The 15,995-nt window shown below is 66.4% G+C and carries 15 protein-coding genes; all 15 read left to right on the top strand.

Annotated elements, in window-relative coordinates; all coding sequences use genetic code 11:
* Positions 1 to 16 precede the first annotated feature (16 nt).
* The 15 genes from NIBR502771_RS19800 (at position 17) to eno (ending at position 15,898) form a co-directional block, all read left to right on the top strand.
* Positions 17 to 1,234 (top strand): amidohydrolase, encoded by a 1,218-nt coding sequence (locus tag NIBR502771_RS19800; RefSeq protein ID WP_141161210.1) that lies wholly within the window; start codon positions 17 to 19, stop codon positions 1,232 to 1,234.
* Positions 1,235 to 1,358: 124 nt separating this feature from the next.
* Positions 1,359 to 1,793 (top strand): MarR family winged helix-turn-helix transcriptional regulator, encoded by a 435-nt coding sequence (locus NIBR502771_RS19795; protein WP_141161209.1) that lies wholly within the window; start codon positions 1,359 to 1,361, stop codon positions 1,791 to 1,793.
* 44 nt (positions 1,794 to 1,837) lie between these two features.
* Positions 1,838 to 2,269 carry an organic hydroperoxide resistance protein gene (locus tag NIBR502771_RS19790; RefSeq protein ID WP_141161208.1) on the top strand — a complete coding sequence of 144 codons (432 nt, stop codon included), beginning with the start codon at positions 1,838 to 1,840 and terminating at the stop codon, positions 2,267 to 2,269.
* Entirely contained in the window at positions 2,266 to 3,282 is a 1,017-nt protein-coding gene (locus NIBR502771_RS19785) for an NADP-dependent oxidoreductase (protein WP_141161207.1), read from the top strand. The genes NIBR502771_RS19790 and NIBR502771_RS19785 overlap by 4 nt, the downstream gene beginning before the upstream one ends.
* Positions 3,283 to 3,546: 264 nt before the next feature.
* Positions 3,547 to 4,659, top strand: coding sequence for a BMP family protein (locus tag NIBR502771_RS19780; RefSeq protein WP_141161206.1), 1,113 nt, complete (start codon positions 3,547 to 3,549; stop codon positions 4,657 to 4,659).
* A gap of 225 nt (positions 4,660 to 4,884) precedes the next feature.
* Positions 4,885 to 6,480 carry an ABC transporter ATP-binding protein gene (locus NIBR502771_RS19775; protein WP_141161205.1) on the top strand — a complete coding sequence of 532 codons (1,596 nt, stop codon included), beginning with the start codon at positions 4,885 to 4,887 and terminating at the stop codon, positions 6,478 to 6,480.
* Entirely contained in the window at positions 6,473 to 7,870 is a 1,398-nt protein-coding gene (locus NIBR502771_RS19770) for an ABC transporter permease (protein ID WP_141161204.1), read from the top strand. The genes NIBR502771_RS19775 and NIBR502771_RS19770 overlap by 8 nt, the downstream gene beginning before the upstream one ends.
* A complete protein-coding gene (locus NIBR502771_RS19765) occupies positions 7,867 to 9,375 on the top strand; it encodes an ABC transporter permease (protein WP_141161203.1) in 1,509 nt (502 codons plus the stop codon). Before NIBR502771_RS19770 ends, NIBR502771_RS19765 begins: the two co-directional genes overlap by 4 nt.
* A gap of 98 nt (positions 9,376 to 9,473) precedes the next feature.
* Positions 9,474 to 9,824, top strand: coding sequence for a cytidine deaminase (locus NIBR502771_RS19760; RefSeq protein WP_246839925.1), 351 nt, complete (start codon positions 9,474 to 9,476; stop codon positions 9,822 to 9,824).
* Positions 9,821 to 11,143: a thymidine phosphorylase gene (locus NIBR502771_RS19755; RefSeq protein ID WP_141161201.1), complete on the top strand. Its 1,323-nt coding sequence runs from the start codon at positions 9,821 to 9,823 to the stop codon at positions 11,141 to 11,143. The genes NIBR502771_RS19760 and NIBR502771_RS19755 overlap by 4 nt, the downstream gene beginning before the upstream one ends.
* Before the next feature lie 6 nt (positions 11,144 to 11,149).
* Complete coding sequence (locus NIBR502771_RS19750; protein ID WP_141161200.1) at positions 11,150 to 11,779, top strand: DedA family protein; 630 nt, start codon at positions 11,150 to 11,152, stop codon at positions 11,777 to 11,779.
* A gap of 134 nt (positions 11,780 to 11,913) precedes the next feature.
* Positions 11,914 to 12,639 carry a DedA family protein gene (locus NIBR502771_RS19745; protein ID WP_141161199.1) on the top strand — a complete coding sequence of 242 codons (726 nt, stop codon included), beginning with the start codon at positions 11,914 to 11,916 and terminating at the stop codon, positions 12,637 to 12,639.
* 53 nt (positions 12,640 to 12,692) lie between these two features.
* A complete protein-coding gene (locus NIBR502771_RS19740; protein ID WP_141161198.1) occupies positions 12,693 to 13,829 on the top strand; it encodes an adenosine deaminase in 1,137 nt (378 codons plus the stop codon).
* Between the two features lie 79 nt (positions 13,830 to 13,908).
* Positions 13,909 to 14,499: a MazG nucleotide pyrophosphohydrolase domain-containing protein gene (locus NIBR502771_RS19735; protein WP_141161652.1), complete on the top strand. Its 591-nt coding sequence runs from the start codon at positions 13,909 to 13,911 to the stop codon at positions 14,497 to 14,499.
* A 118-nt stretch (positions 14,500 to 14,617) separates the two neighbouring features.
* On the top strand, positions 14,618 to 15,898 hold the full coding sequence (gene eno, locus NIBR502771_RS19730; RefSeq protein ID WP_141161197.1) for a phosphopyruvate hydratase: 1,281 nt from the start codon (positions 14,618 to 14,620) through the stop codon (positions 15,896 to 15,898).
* Positions 15,899 to 15,995: the final 97 nt, after the last annotated feature.

Here is a 15,995-nt window from a genome sequence, read left to right as displayed (position 1 = left end):
TCGCTAGAGTGAAACAGTGCGCAATTACACTACTGAAGCCGAGCCCACCGCCCTGGTGGCCCCCTGGCTCGAACCGCTCCTGCCGGACCTGATCGAATTCCGCCGGGACCTGCATGCGCACCCGGAACTGTCCTTCAAGGAGTTCCGCACCACCGACAAGCTCGCCGAACGGCTCGAAGCCGCAGGGCTGAGCCCCCGCCGCCTGGAGGGCACCGGCCTGACGGTGGACGTGGGCGAGGGACCCATCGCCACAGCACTTCGCGGCGACATCGATGCCCTGCCCATCATCGAGGAGACGGGCCTGCCCTTCGCTTCGAAGAACCATGGTGTCACGCACGCCTGCGGCCACGACGTGCACACCACCACCATGCTGGGCATTGCCCTGGTTTTGCAGCGCATGCACCAGGAATCGCCCCTTGGCGCCACCGTCCGGATCATCTTCCAGCCCGCCGAGGAAACCATGCCCGGCGGCGCGCACGCGTGCATTGAGCAGGGCGTGCTGGACGGCGTCCCCCGGATCCTCGCGCTGCACTGCGACCCCCGCATCGAAGTGGGAAAGGTTGGTACCCGGATCGGGGCCATCACGTCCGCGTCGGACACCATCCGGATCGAGCTGTCCGGGCGCGGCGGCCACACGTCCCGGCCGCACCTCACCGAGGACCTGGTGTTCGCGCTGGCGCAGATCGCCGTCAACGTTCCGGCCGTCCTGTCCCGCCGGGTGGACGTCCGCAGCGGGGTATCCGTGGTGTGGGGCCAGATCACCGCCGGATCGGCGCCCAACGCCATTCCCGGCTCGGGCTACATGGCCGGAACCATGCGCTGCCTGGACCGGGACGCCTGGCATGCCGCCGGTGAACTGCTGGACGAAGTGGTGCACCAGGTGGCCGCGCCCTACGGCGTGGACGTCCACCTGGAACACACCAGGGGAGTGCCGCCCGTGGTCAACTCCGAACACGAGACAGCCATCATCGAAGCGGCCGCCCGCGCTGAAATCGGCGAGAGCGCCGTGGTCCTGACACCCCAGTCCATGGGCGGCGAGGACTTTGCCTGGTTCCTCGCCGAACTTCCCGGTGCCATGATGCGCCTTGGCACCAAAACGCCCGGCGGCGAGGATTACGACCTCCACCGCGGCGACTACATCCTGGACGAGCGCTCTTTGGGCCTCGGCATCAGGGTGCTCACCGCGGCAGCCCTGCGCACCATCCGCGACCTGGAGCCGGCACCGCTTTCCTAGCGCGAAAGACGGGCCGGCGCGGCGGTGCCGGACCGCCGCCGGTAAGTACGACGACGATGCTTGCCTTAAGTGCCGCCACCATTGATAAGTTGTGCACAACTTAGTTGTGCGCTATTGTAGTTCCATGACCGAAGCACCCCGCCTGGACCGGCAAGTATGTTTTGCGCTCTATTCGGCATCCCGGGCCGCCACCGCCGTTTACCGGCCGGTGCTGGACGAGCTGGGCCTCACCTATCCGCAGTATCTGGTCATGCTGGTGCTGTGGGAGAGCGAGCCGCGGGGCGTCAAGGAACTTGGTGGGGAGCTCGGCCTTGATTCGGGCACGCTGTCGCCCCTCCTCAAGCGCCTGGAGTCACTCGGGTTCGTGGAACGCCGGCGGTCCGGCGAGGACGAACGCCGGGTCGCGATCCACCTCACGCCGGCCGGGCGGAGCCTCAGCGAACCTGCCCGGGCCATCCCGCAGCGGTTGGCAGACGCTGCCGGGCTCTCCCTGGACGAACTGGAACAGCTCCGCTCCACCCTGGGCAAGCTCACCTCCGCGCTGCATGAATCCCTCTGACCGCTGAACCAGGCACCATTCCATCTACAGGACGGACTATTTTCGTGAAGACCCTTTATACCGCCGAGGCGCTGGCTTCAGGCGAAGGCCGTGACGGCACCGCACGCAGCAATGACGGCAAACTGGCCGTGGACCTTGCCAGCCCCGCCGAACTCGGCGGCAGCGGACAGGGCACCAACCCCGAACAGCTCTTTGCCGCCGGCTATGCCGCCTGCTTCCATTCCGCACTGCGGCTGGTTGGCCGCAAGGCGGGCGCAGACCTCACCGACTCGGCCGTAGCGGCGAAAATCCACCTTGGGCAACTGGACGGCGGCGCCGGCTTTGGGCTGGCAGCCGAGCTGGAAATCGCCCTCCCCGCCCTGGACTTGGCCACCGCGGAAGACCTGGTGGCCAAGGCGCACCAGGTCTGCCCCTATTCGAATGCCACCCGCGGCAACATCAATGTCGACCTCAAGATTCTGGAGTACGCAGCATGAGCACAGCCCTCGCAACCACTACCCGGGAAATCCGGCTCGCGTCCCGCCCCGTGGGGCGCCCTTCCGGTGACAACTTCGAACTCGCAGAGTCGCCGCTGCCCGCGCTCGAAGACGGCCAGATCCTGGTGCGCAACCTCTTCATGTCCGTGGACCCCTACATGCGGGGCCGCATGAACGACGTCAAGTCATACTCCGCGCCCTTCGCCGTGGGCAAAGCGCTCGACGGCGGCGCAGTAGGTGAGGTGATCGCATCCCGTTCGTCGGCACACCGGGAGGGCGACGTCGTCGTCCATGCCCTGGGCTGGCGGGAGTACGCGGTGGTGGATGGCAGCGCCGCAACCCCGGCCCGCACCGACCTGGCCCCGGCTTCCGCCTTCCTTGGTGCCCTGGGCATGACCGGGCTGACCGCCTATTCCGGCCTCTTGAAGGTCGCCGACTTCAAGCCGGGGGACGCGGTGTTCGTCTCCGGTGCCGCCGGCGCGGTGGGTTCCCTGGTGGGCCAGATCGCCAAGGCGATGGGCGCTTCACGGGTCATCGGCTCGGCCGGTTCGCCTGCCAAGGTGGCGCGCCTCCTGGAGCTCGGCTTCGACGCCGCGTTCGACTATCACGAAGGTCCGGTCGTGGAGCAGCTGGCGAAGGCGGCGGGCCCGGCCGGCATCGACGTCTACTTCGACAACGTTGGCGGGGAACACCTGGAGGCCGCCCTGTCAGTCCTCAACGTTGGCGGCCGGGTGGCGATGTGCGGCGCAATCGCGCAGTACAACTCCACCGAACCGACTCCGGCGCCCCACAACCTGATGCAGGCCATCGGCAAGCAACTGACGCTCCGCGGCTTCCTGGTAGGCGGTCAGCGGCAGCACGCGGCGGAGTTCGCGGAAAAGATGGCAGGCTGGCTCGCGGACGGGACCGTGCGGTACGACGAGACAATCGTGGACGGCCTGGAGAACGCGCCGCAGGCCTTTATGGACCTCCTGGACGGGGCAAACACCGGCAAGATGCTGGTCCGGTTGTAGCCTGGCGATCATAACCACAGAACAAACAGCAGTAGGGGCGCCTCCTTTGGGGGCGCCCCTACTGCTTGGTAACAACTTGTAAACAATCTCCGGGGCCAGCTCCCGCCGTGCTATTGGGACGTGGCGCAGGCCACTAAAGTAAGTGCCATCAGTGCGCTCCGGCGCAGTGCTGCGTGCCTTCAGTGAAAACAGAATTTCAGCGCCGAAACGGACACTCATTGAATTCCAGCCCGTAGTGCCACTCGCATCACCCCTGGAGGAAAATTGAAGAAATCACTGCGTGCCGGCTTCAAGCGCGGTTCAATGGCCGGTGTGGCCACCCTCGGTGCGTCCGCCTTGCTGCTGACCGGCTGCGGGGCCGCCCCGTCCGCGTCCGGCCCCTCGGGTTCAGCCACCGCCTCGGACTACACCGCCTGCATGGTGTCCGACTCCGGCGGATTCGACGACAAGTCGTTCAACCAGTCCGGCTACGAGGGACTGCAGGGCGCCGTCAAGGACCTCGGCATCCAGGAGAAGCACGTCCAGTCCAAGGCTGACACCGACTACGACCCCAACCTCCGCTCCATGGTCCAGCAGGGCTGCAAGCTGACTGTGACCGTCGGCTTCCTGCTCGGCGACGCCACCAAGTCCATCGCAACGGCCAACCCGAACAGCCACTTCGCGATCATCGACTACAACGACCCCGCATTCCCCAAGAACGTCAAGCCGATCGTCTACGACACGGCCCAGGCCGCGTTCCTGGCCGGTTACCTGGCAGCGGGCACCTCCAAGACCGGTAAGGTCGCAACCTTCGGCGGCATCAACATCCCCACCGTCACCATCTTCATGGACGGTTTTGCCGACGGCGTGAAGTACTACAACGAGAAGAAGGGCAAGAGCGTCCAGCTCATCGGCTGGGACAAGGACAAGCAGGACGGCACGTTCGTCGGCGACTTCAAGCAGGTGGACAAGGGCAAGGTCCTGACCCAGGGCTTCCTTGACCAGGGCGCAGACATCGTCCTTCCCGTGGCCGGACCCGTCGGCGGCGGCGCGGGCAGCGCGATCCTCGACGCCAAGTCCAAGGGCAAGGACGCCAAGCTCATCTGGGTTGACTCCGACGGTTACCTGACGGCCCCGGACTACAAGTCAGTGATCCTTTCCTCCGTCCAGAAGACCATGTCCACCGCTGTGGAGACTGTCATCAAGGACGACAAAGACGGCAAGTTCGACGCCTCGCCGTACATTGGAACCCTTGCGAACGGCGGCGTGGCCCTGGCTCCGTTCCATGATCTCGATTCCGCCGTACCGGCAGACCTGAAGAGCGAACTGGACAAGCTCAAGAATGACATCATCTCCGGAACCGTTAAGGTCGAGTCGAAGTCCAGCCCCACCAAGTAAGGACTGAACTGCGGGGCGCGCTGCCCTTCCGCCGCTACCCGGCCGGAGGGCAGCGCGTTCTGTTTTGCTGGCAACGCACGGCCGCCAGCGCCATGCCGGCGGTCTTTTTTGCCGCCTGCGCGCCCTGCCCAGGAACCACCCGTGACACTAGGCTGGGACTACCCGCTGCCCTGCCGCCGACAGCGCGCCGGAGCAGATCCATACACACACAGATTGGTTGGGGTTTTGAAACTCGAACTGAAGGGGATCACGAAGCGATTCGGGTCCCTGGTAGCCAATGACCACATCGATTTGGTCGTCGAACCGGGGCAGGTGCACTGCCTCCTGGGAGAGAACGGCGCAGGGAAATCCACCCTGATGAACGTGCTTTACGGCCTGTACGATCCGACCGAAGGCGAAATCCTGGTCGATGGCAAGCCCGTCGTCTTCAAAGACCCCGGCGAGGCCATGGCGGCCGGCATTGGAATGGTCCATCAGCACTTCATGCTCATCCCGGTCTTCAGCGTGGCCGAGAACGTGGCGCTGGGCAATGAGACCACAAAAGCTGCCGGCCTCCTCAATCTTGAAGCCACGCGCGAGAAGATCCGCCGCATCTCGGACCAGTACGGGTTCGACGTCGACCCCGACGCCATGGTGGAGGACCTGCCCGTCGGGGTCCAGCAGCGGGTCGAGATCATCAAGGCACTGGTTCGCGATGCCGAGGTGCTCATCCTCGACGAACCAACCGCCGTGTTGACGCCGCAGGAGACCGATGAACTCCTGGACATCATCCGGCAGCTGAAGCGCGACGGTAAGTCGATTGTCTTCATCTCCCACAAACTGCGTGAAGTCAAAGCCATCTCGGACACCATCACGGTCATCCGCCGCGGCAAGGTAGTGGGTCAGGCGGATCCCACCGCTTCCCCCACCGAACTGGCGTCCGCCATGGTGGGCCGCACCGTGAGCCTGACACTCGACAAGGCACCGGCGAAGACCGGTGAGGTGACCTTCAAGGTCCGCAACCTGACCGTGACGGACCACAACGGCCAGCACGTGGTCGATGACCTGTCATTCGACATCGCCAAGGGCGAAGTGCTCGCCATCGCGGGTGTGCAGGGCAACGGCCAAACGGAGCTGACCGAGGCGATCCTTGGCGTGCAGCCGCACGTGGCCGGGTCCATCACGCTCGACGGCGAGGAGCTGCTGGGCAAGAGTGTCAAGCATGTCCTGGGTGCGGGCGTGGGCTTCGTCCCCGAGGACCGTACCCTTGACGGGCTGGTGGGAACATTCACCATCTCCGAGAACATGGTCCTGGACCTCTACGACAAGGCACCCTTCGCGCGCGGGGTCGGGATGAAACCGGGCGTCATCGCGGAGAACGCCGCCAGGAAGGTCGAGGAATTCGACGTCCGCACACCTTCCGTATCCGCCGCGGTGGGCACCCTCTCCGGCGGCAACCAGCAGAAGGTTGTCCTGGCCCGTGAGCTCTCCCGGCCGCTCCGCCTGTTTATCGCCTCCCAGCCCACGCGTGGGCTGGACGTCGGCTCGATCGAATTCGTCCATAAGCGCGTCATCGCCGAACGCGACCACGGAACGCCGGTCATGATCGTGTCCACGGAACTTGACGAAGTGCTTCAGCTGGCAGACCGGATCGCGGTGCTCTACCGCGGCCGGCTGGTGGGGATCGTACCCGCCACGACGTCCCGCGACGTCCTGGGCCTGATGATGGCCGGTGTCCCGGCCGCAGAAGCCGAAGTCAACGCCTCCGCCCATGCTTCCGGCGCAACGGCCGGAGCGACGGTATCGGAGCCTGCCGGCCACGAAGGAGAAACCCATGTCTGAGAAGACAACCCCGGAACCGCAGGCCATAGGCCACAACGGGGCCCCGGAGCCCGCCCCGACCCAGGTGCCCGGTGGCACCACCTCCGAGGCCATCGCTTCCGACGTCGTGCTGGACACCGCCGGCGGCCAGATGCCGCCGTCCGCCGTTCCGGCGGCCACCCAGCTGCGCGGCCGGGACCATGACCTGGACGGCGGCGGATCCGTCCTGCACCAGGTCTTCACCGGCAACGCCATGGTCTCCTTCCTCTCCGTGCTGCTGGCCATCGTGCTCGGCGGCATCCTGATGGCGGTGACCAATCCGAAGGTCGCCGTCACGGCCGGCTACTTCTTTGCCCAGCCCGGAGACCTCCTGACCGAGGTCATCCGCCCCTACACCGCCCTGGTGCAGGGGTCCATCTTCAACTGGGCCGGCGCCGACCTGGCCGCCCAGCTGTACCCGATCACCGAGACCCTCACGGTCGCAACTCCGCTGATCTGTGCCGGGCTCGGCGTCGCGCTGGCGTTCCGTGCCGGCCTGTTCAACATCGGCGCCCAGGGGCAGATCATCTTCGGCGCGCTCTTCGGCGCCTACGTCGGCTTCGCCTGGCACCTGCCCATCGGCCTGCACCTGCTGGTCGTGATCCTCGCCGGCCTGGTTGGCGGGGCGGTATGGGGCGGCGTCGTGGGCCTGCTGAAGGCGCGGACCGGCGCACACGAGGTGATCGTGACCATCATGCTTAACTACATCGCCAACTTCCTGCTGCTGTTCCTGCTCACCACCCCGGCTTTCCAGCGCAAGGGTTCCACCAACCCGATCTCCCCGTTCCTTGACTCCACGGCATTGTTCCCCGAGCTGCTCGGACCGCAGTTCCGCCTGCACGCCGGCTTCCTGGTCGCGATAGCGGCCACCGCCTTCGTCTGGTGGCTGCTGAACCGTTCCACGATCGGTTTTGAGTTCCGCGCCGTTGGGGCAAACCCGAGCGCGGCCCGCACCGCCGGCATCAACGTTGCCCGCAGCACCATCCTGGTGATGGCGATCGCGGGTGCGCTGGCCGGCCTGGCCGGCGTCGCGCAGGTGTCCGGCACGGAAAAGTACCTTTCCGGCGGTGTCGCCGCCTCCATCGGTTTTGACGCCATCACCGTCGCACTGCTGGGACGCTCCACGCCGTGGGGAACCTTCTTCGCGGGCCTGCTGTTCGGCGCCTTCCGCGCCGGCGGTGTGGCAATGCAGGCACAGACCCAAACCCCCATCGACATTGTGCTCGTCATCCAGTCCCTCATCGTGCTGTTCATCGCAGCACCGCCGCTGGTCCGTGCGATATTTGGACTCAACCCCCGTAAGAAGAAGACCACCACAAGTGGGACCGCAGGTTCGCGTACCGGCGGCGTCAAGAGCGGAGCGGCAGCATGAGCGCCACCACACAATCCCCCGCCAGCAAACAGCCGGGCGCCGGAAAGGCACCCCGGGCCAACAGCGCCGGAGGCCGGGCCGGGACAACGGAACTGGTGAGCTGGAAGGCCGGCGTTGGACTGGGCCTGCTCGCCATCCTGGGCACCGTGCTGTTCGGCTTCCTGGCCAACACAAAAGCAGCCGGTTTCCGGATCGCCGAAGCCCGGGACCCGAACGCCTCCTCCACCGCAGCATGGATCACCCTGGCCGTGGCGTTGGCGGCCGCCGCCTACCTCGGCTACCGCTGGATCAACCAGCGCCGCGGGGGCGGGGGAGTGGACCGCTGGATTCCCGCCACCACCATCGCTGCCGTCGTCGTCCTGGGCCTCGCCGCCCTCGGCGTTGCCCACGTGGAGAAGATCACCGTGCCCTCGATGGTCTTCGGCTGGATCTGCGCGGTCCTGCTGCTCGCCATGGCAGCGTACGCCATCCTGCTGACCGTGCAGCGGCGCCGCACCCCCGGCTGGCTGGGCGGACTCTTCGCCGTCGTCTTCCTGGCCGGGTTCATGATCTGGATCGTCGCCGGCGGCCGTGACTCCGAACCGTCCATTTCCCTGGGCGGGTTGATGGCAGGTGCGGTGACGCTGGCCGTACCGCTGGTGTTCGGCTCGCTGTCCGGCGTGCTGTGCGAACGGGCCGGTGTGGTCAACATCGCCATCGAAGGCCAGCTCCTGCTCGGCGCATTCTCCGCCGCCGTCGTCGCCACCGTAACCGGCAACGTCTACGTGGGACTCATCTCGGCGGCGGTGGCCGGTGCACTCGTGTCCCTGGTCCTGGCCGTGGTGAGCATCAAGTACCTCGTCAACCAGATCATCGTCGGCGTGGTCCTCAATGTCCTGATCAGCGGCCTCACCAGCTTCCTGTTCTCCACCCTGCTCACGGCGGACCCGGAACACCTGAACAAGCCCGGCCGGCTCCAGGCGGTGGATATCCCGTTCCTCGCCGACATCCCGATCATCGGACCCATCCTGTTCCGCCAGTCCCTGGTGGGCTACCTCATGTACGTGGCCGTGATCGTGGTCTACATCGGCCTGTTCCACACCAAATGGGGCCTGCGGGTGCGCGCCGTCGGCGAACACCCCCAGGCGGCGGACACCGTGGGCATCAACGTCAACCGCACCCGCTTCATCAACGTCCTGATGGGCGGCGCGATCGCCGGAATCGGCGGTTCCTTCTTCACCCTGGTGTCAGTGGACGCTTTCAGCAAGGACATGTCCGGCGGCCGCGGCTACATCGCCCTTGCCGCCATGATCTTCGGGCGCTGGAATCCCATCGGGGCCTTCCTCGCCGCCCTGCTCTTCGGATTCGCCGACAACCTGCAGAGCATCATCACCATCATTGGCTCGCCCGTGCCCAGCCAGTTCATGGCGATGCTTCCTTACGCCCTGACCGTCATCGCCGTGGCAGGCCTCGTGGGGCGGTCCCGTCCGCCCGCGGCCGACGGCATCCCGTACGTCAAGGGGTGACCAAGGTGACAGAAACCGGAGTCCCCGGCAACCAAGGCAGGCCCGGCCGCGGTACCGGCGTCGATTGGGCGGCCCTCGAGGCTGCCGCCGTGGCCGCCATGAAAAATGCCTATGCGCCGTATTCCAACTTCGCGGTGGGGGCAGCCGCCCTCACCACGGACGGCCGGATCGTCAGCGGCTGCAACGTCGAAAACGCCAGCTACGGCCTCACCCTCTGCGCCGAATGTGCACTGGTAGGCAACCTTCACATGACCGGCGGCGGCCAATTGCGCGCCTTCTACTGCGTCGACGCCGCCGGCACGGTCCTGATGCCGTGCGGCCGCTGCCGGCAGCTGCTCTACGAATTCCGCGCCCCGGAGATGGAAGTCATGACTACCCAAGGCATCAGGACGATGGACCAGGTGCTGCCCGACGCATTTGGCCCCCAACATCTGGAGGAGACCCGGTGACCCAAACCACCAGCAACGCCGAAGCATTCGACGCCGTCGACATCATCCGCACCAAGCGGGACAAGGGGAAGCTCAGCCCGGAACAGATCGACTGGACCATCGATGCGTACACCCGCGGCGCCATCGCGGACGAGCAAATGGCAGCCCTGAACATGGCCATCCTGCTCAATGGGATGGACCGCGCCGAAATCGCCCGCTGGACGGCTGCCATGATCGCCTCCGGTGAGCGGATGGACTTCTCCAGCCTCCGGCGTCCCGACGGCGGCCTGAAGTACACCACGGACAAGCACTCCACCGGTGGCGTGGGGGACAAGATCACGCTCCCGCTGGCCCCGCTGGTGGCGGTGTTCGGCGTCGCCGTCCCGCAGCTTTCCGGCCGGGGGCTGGGGCACACGGGCGGCACCCTGGACAAACTGGAGTCCATCCCGGGCTGGCGCGCGGACCTCAGCAACGAGGACATGCTCGCCCAACTGCAGGAAGTCGGTGCAGTCATCTGCGCCGCCGGTGCAGGCTTGGCCCCGGCAGACAAGAAGCTCTACGCGCTGCGGGACGTCACCGGAACGGTAGAGGCCATCCCGCTGATCGCCTCCTCGATCATGAGTAAAAAGATCGCGGAGGGCACCGGATCGCTGGTGCTGGACGTCAAGGTAGGCAGCGGCGCCTTTATGAAGGACGAGGCCCGTGCCCGCGAACTCGCCGAAACCATGGTGGCGCTCGGCAAGGATGCAGGGGTCAACACCGTTGCGTTGCTGACCAACATGAACACGCCCCTGGGCCTGACTGCCGGCAACGCGATCGAGGTTGAGGAGTCCTTGGAGGTCCTGGCCGGCGGCGGCCCGGAGGACGTTGTTGAACTCACCGTCCGGCTCGCCGAGGAGATGCTCGCCTGTGCAGGGGTGCACGACGCCGACCCCGCAGCGGCACTCAAGGACGGCCGGGCCATGGACGTGTGGAACCGGATGATCACCGCCCAGGGCGGTGACCCCCGCGCCGCCCTGCCGGCGGCCAGGGAATCGGACGTCGTCTACGCTCCCGCCGACGGGGTGCTGGTGGAACTGGACGCGCTCGCCGTCGGCGTGGCCGCCTGGCGGCTTGGTGCGGGGCGCGCCCGCAAGGAGGACACCGTCCAGGCCGGGGCGGGTGTGCGCATGCACGCCAAGCCCGGGGCCACCGTGCGGGCCGGGGAACCCCTGATGACACTGCTTACCGACACCCCGGAACGGTTTGCCCGCGCCCGGGAAGCCCTGGAACACGCCGTGGTCATCGCTCCGGAAGGGTCGCGGCCCGCCCAGCAGCTCATCATCGACCGCATAGCGTAGGGACCCATGCAGGCCATCAATGACTTCATCCTCGCCGCGGCGGGCCAGCCGTGGGTGCTGGTCCTGGTGCTGGCCTGCTGCATCATTGACGGATTCTTTCCGCCCGTTCCCAGCGAATCCGTGGTGGTGGGCCTCGCCGCCGTAGCCGCCACCGCGGATGTTCCCCATCCGCTGCTGCTGATACTGGTCGCCGCGGCGGGAGCCTTCCTCGGCGACAACATCGCCTACCTCCTGGGCCGCCGGGTGGGCACCCGCCGCTGGGCGTGGATGCGCGGGCCCCGCATGCAAAGCGCGTTCCGCTGGGCCGGCCAGGAGCTGCGCAAGCGGCCGGCGTCGCTGATCCTGGTGGCCCGGTTCATACCCATCGGCAGGGTGGCGGTCAACCTGACCGCCGGCGTCACCCACTACCCGCACCTGCGGTTCGTGGGCCTCACCGTCCTTTCGGCCAGCCTGTGGGCCGGCTATTCGGTGGCGATCGGGCTTTTCTTTGGGCAGTGGTTTGAGGACAACCACGTCCTGGGGGCGGCAATTGCCATTGTCTGCGCTGTAGCGCTGGGCATCCTGGTGGACCTGCTGATCAACAAATTCCGCGGCAAACCCAACGTGGTGGAGCGCATCCGGGAACCCGGGACATAACCTGCGCGTTTAGGGAGGTAATTCCGGGCACTGGGGCGTAGCGGACAGGGCCCGGCGCGTGGGACACTTAGGAACGATTTCCGCTTTGGCTGCGGCACTTTGGCTGTGTCATTTTTATACAGGAGCAACACCGCGTGGAGTTTATTAATGAGGCCGTGCTCCATGCAGCGGGCCAGTGGTGGATCTACCCGGCACTGCTGGTGTTCTTCTTCGTGGACGGCTTCGCCATGGTGGTCCCCAGCGAGACCCTCATCGTTGCCCTTGCGGCCTTCTCGCGGCACAGCGGCGAACCCAACCTCTGGATCCTCGGCCTCACTGCGCTGGTCGGGGCCATCTGCGGCGACAACATGGCCTATCTGCTGGGCCGCAAGATCGGCCTGGACCGATGGGGGTGGATGCGCCGGCCCAAAGTCCGGAAAGTCTTTGCCTGGGCCCGCTACGAACTCGAAAAGCGCGGCGCTGTGCTCATCTTTACCGCCCGCTACATCCCCTGGGGCCGCGTGGCCGTCAACTACGTGGCCGGAAGCACCGGATTCTCGCACCGCAGGTTCTTCGTCTTCGACGCCTTTGCCTGCGTGACCTGGGTGGGCTACTCCCTTGGCATCGGTTTGCTGGCCAGCTCGTTCCCGTGGCTGCACCACAATCCGCTGCTGAGCGCCGGCATCGCCGTCGTGTTCGCCATTGTCCTGGGCGTCGCCATCGACCACCTGCTCCGCTGGTGGCACAAGCGGCTGGGCCGCCACGATGAACCGGAGACGGACGAACCGACCGACGAATCCTCCGCTTCAGCAAAGGACGGCAGGCCCGGCACGCAGGCCCTCGTGGTGCCCTCGGCAAAGGCCGGTCCCGCCGCCAAGTAACGGCCGGCTTCCAACGGCTGGCTTTGGACTGCGGCCCACCCTAAGGTGGGAACGTGACTGAGCCTATTGTTGACGCCGCCCCTGCCATCGATTTCGACCTGAAGAGCCTGCCCAAGGTCTCCCTCCACGACCACCTGGACGGCGGACTCCGGCCGGCCACCATCATCGAACTGGCGCAGGCCGTTGGCCACACGCTCCCCTCAACGGACCCCGTCGCCCTGGGACAGTGGTTCCGCGAATCTGCCGACTCCGGATCCCTGGTCCGCTACCTGGAGACGTTCGACCACACGGTGGCCGTCATGCAGACCTACGACGGCCTGTTCCGGGTGGCCAAGGAATTCGTCGAAGACCTCGCGGACGACGGCGTGGTGTACGGCGAAGTTCGCTGGGCGCCGGAACAGCACCTCCAGAAGGGGCTCAGCCTCGACGAAGCCGTGGAGGCGGTCCAGGACGGACTGGAGGCCGGCGTCGAGGCCGTCTCCGCGACCGGGCGCGAGATCCAGGTGGGACAGCTGATCACCGCCATGCGCCACGCCGACCGCGGCCAGGAGATCGCCGAACTCGCAGTGCGCCACCGCAACCAGGGCGCCGTGGGCTTCGACATCGCCGGCGCCGAGGACGGGTTCCTGCCCAGCCGGTTCAGGGACGCCTTCACCTACCTCGCCCAGCACAATTTCCCCGCCACCGTGCACGCAGGCGAAGCAGCCGGGCTGGAGAGCATCCAGTCGGCGCTGGTGGACGGCCGCGCCCTCCGCCTGGGCCACGGTGTCCGCATCGCCGAGGACATCATGGTGGAATTCGACGACGACGAGGAAGCCGGCGACACCGTTGGCCTGGTCACCTTGGGCGACCTCTCCAGTTGGGTCCGCGACCGTGGCATCGCACTGGAAATCTGCCCCTCCTCCAACCTGCAGACCGGTGCAATTGCGGAGTTTGGTGAAGGTATTGAAAGCCACCCGCTGGACATGCTCTACCAGTTGGGCTTCAACGTCACCATCAACACCGACAACCGCCTGATGAGCGGCGTCACCCTGACCGACGAGTTCAACCTGCTCGTGGAAACCTTCGACTACGACCTTGACGACCTGTTGGAGCTGACCCTTAACGCCGCCGAGGCATCCTTCCTGCCCTTGGAGGAAAAGGAAGCGCTGGTGGAGTACATCAACGACGCCTACGCCAACCTTGGCTGATCCGGATTTCCGGCCCGGCAGTCCTGCAACCGAAGAACTGCTGGGCCAAATTGCCCAACTGCGCGAACACTGCCCCTGGATGGGCGCCCTGACGCACGCTTCGCTGGTGGAGTACCTCCTCGAGGAGGCCTACGAAGTGGCCGAGACCATCGAGGAAGGCCACCCCGACGCCGAACTGCAGGGCGAGCTGGGCGACGTGCTGCTCCAAGTGGTATTGCACGCCCGCCTTGCGGAGGAGCGCGGAGCCTTCACGTTCGACGACGTGGCGCGCGGCCTGGGAGCCAAGATGGTCCGCCGGAATCCCCACGTCTTCCGGGCCGACGGATCCCTGCAGGATACCTTCCCGGCAACCGTGGCGGAGATCGAGCAGAAGTGGGATGCCGTCAAGCGGGCAGAAAAGCCGGAACGGCAGGACCCCTTCGAAGGCATCCCGCAGGCACTCCCGGCGCTGGCCAGGGCGCAGAAGTCACTGGACCGTGCAGCACGCGCCGGGCTGGAGCTCCCCGAGGGGGCTCCCGTGCCTGGAAGCGAGGAGGAGCTCGGAGACCTGCTGCTCGCCGTCGTCCGTTCTGCCCGGGACAGCGGGATGGACGCTGAGCGCGCCCTGCGGGACGCTGTCCGCCGCTACCGGCGTGGCCAGTGGGGCGAAAGTGACCCCGCGCCATCATGACGTCCCGGCCTTGACCGGTTTGAGTAACCCGGAGCACTCTCGACTAGGCTGGACCCTGACGAGTACGTCGAGTTTTCTGCCTGATTCCCCCCGTTAATCGCCCATAAGGAGCAAATTCATGGCGCTTATCGATGCCATCCACGCCCGCGAGATCCTCGATTCCCGCGGCAACCCCACCGTCGAAGTTGAAGTCCTGCTGTCCGACGGCCAGATCGGCCGCGCCGCGGTTCCATCCGGCGCCTCCACCGGTGAGCACGAGGCCGTCGAACTGCGCGACGGCGACAAGGGCCGCTACCTCGGCAAGGGCGTGCAGAAGGCCGTCGACGCCGTCATCGACCAGATCGCCCCGGCACTGACCGGCTTCGACGCCACTGACCAGCGCAGCATCGACCAGGCCATGCTGGACCTGGACGGCACCCCCAACAAGGGCAAGCTCGGCGCCAACGCCATCCTCGGCGTCTCCCTGGCCGTCGCCAACGCAGCCGCAGCCTCGGCCGACCTGCCCCTGTACAAGTACCTGGGCGGCCCCAACGCCCACGTCCTGCCCGTGCCACTGATGAACATCCTCAACGGTGGCTCCCACGCCGACTCCGACGTCGACATCCAGGAATTCATGATCGCCCCCATCGGTGCCGAGACCTTCTCCGAGGGCCTGCGCTGGGGCGTCGAGGTCTACCACAACCTCAAGTCGGTGCTGCAGCAGAAGGGCCTGTCCACCGGCCTGGGTGACGAGGGCGGCTTTGCGCCCAACCTGCCGTCCAACCGCGCAGCCCTGGACCTCATCACCGAAGCCATCAAGAACGCCGGCTACACCCCGGGCAAGGACATCGCCCTGGCCCTGGACGTTGCCTCCTCCGAGTTCTACAAGGACGGCGCCTACCAGTTCGAAGGCAAGTCCCTGTCCGCCAGCGACATGAGCGCCTACTACGGCGAACTTGTTGCCGACTACCCGCTGGTGTCCATCGAGGACCCGCTGGACGAGAACGACTGGGAAGGCTGGAAGACCCTCACCGACGCCATCGGCGACAAGGTCCAGCTGGTGGGCGACGACCTCTTCGTCACCAACCCGTCCATCCTGCAGCGCGGCATCGACACCAAAACCGCCAACTCCCTGCTGGTCAAGGTCAACCAGATCGGTTCCCTGACCGAGACCCTGGACGCCGTCAGCCTCGCCCAGCGCGCCGGGTACACCACCATCACCTCGCACCGCTCCGGCGAAACCGAGGACACCACCATCGCCGACATTGCTGTGGCCACCAACGCAGGCCAGATCAAGACCGGCGCACCTGCCCGCTCCGAGCGCGTCGCCAAGTACAACCAGCTGCTGCGCATCGAAGAGGAACTGGACGACGCCGCGCGCTACGCCGGCCGCAGCGCGTTCCCGCGTTTCAAGGGCTAGTAACCGGCTAATCCCTTCAGCGGTGGCTATGGTTGAAAGACCATAGCCACCGCTGTTGTTTACAGCAGCATCTGTTCCAGCAGTGTTTGCCTGCCGG

This window comes from Pseudarthrobacter sp. NIBRBAC000502771 (assembly GCF_006517215.1).
In the GTDB taxonomy this organism is placed as follows: domain Bacteria; phylum Actinomycetota; class Actinomycetes; order Actinomycetales; family Micrococcaceae; genus Arthrobacter; species Arthrobacter niigatensis.
This window is presented reverse-complemented; position numbering and strand designations above follow the sequence as displayed.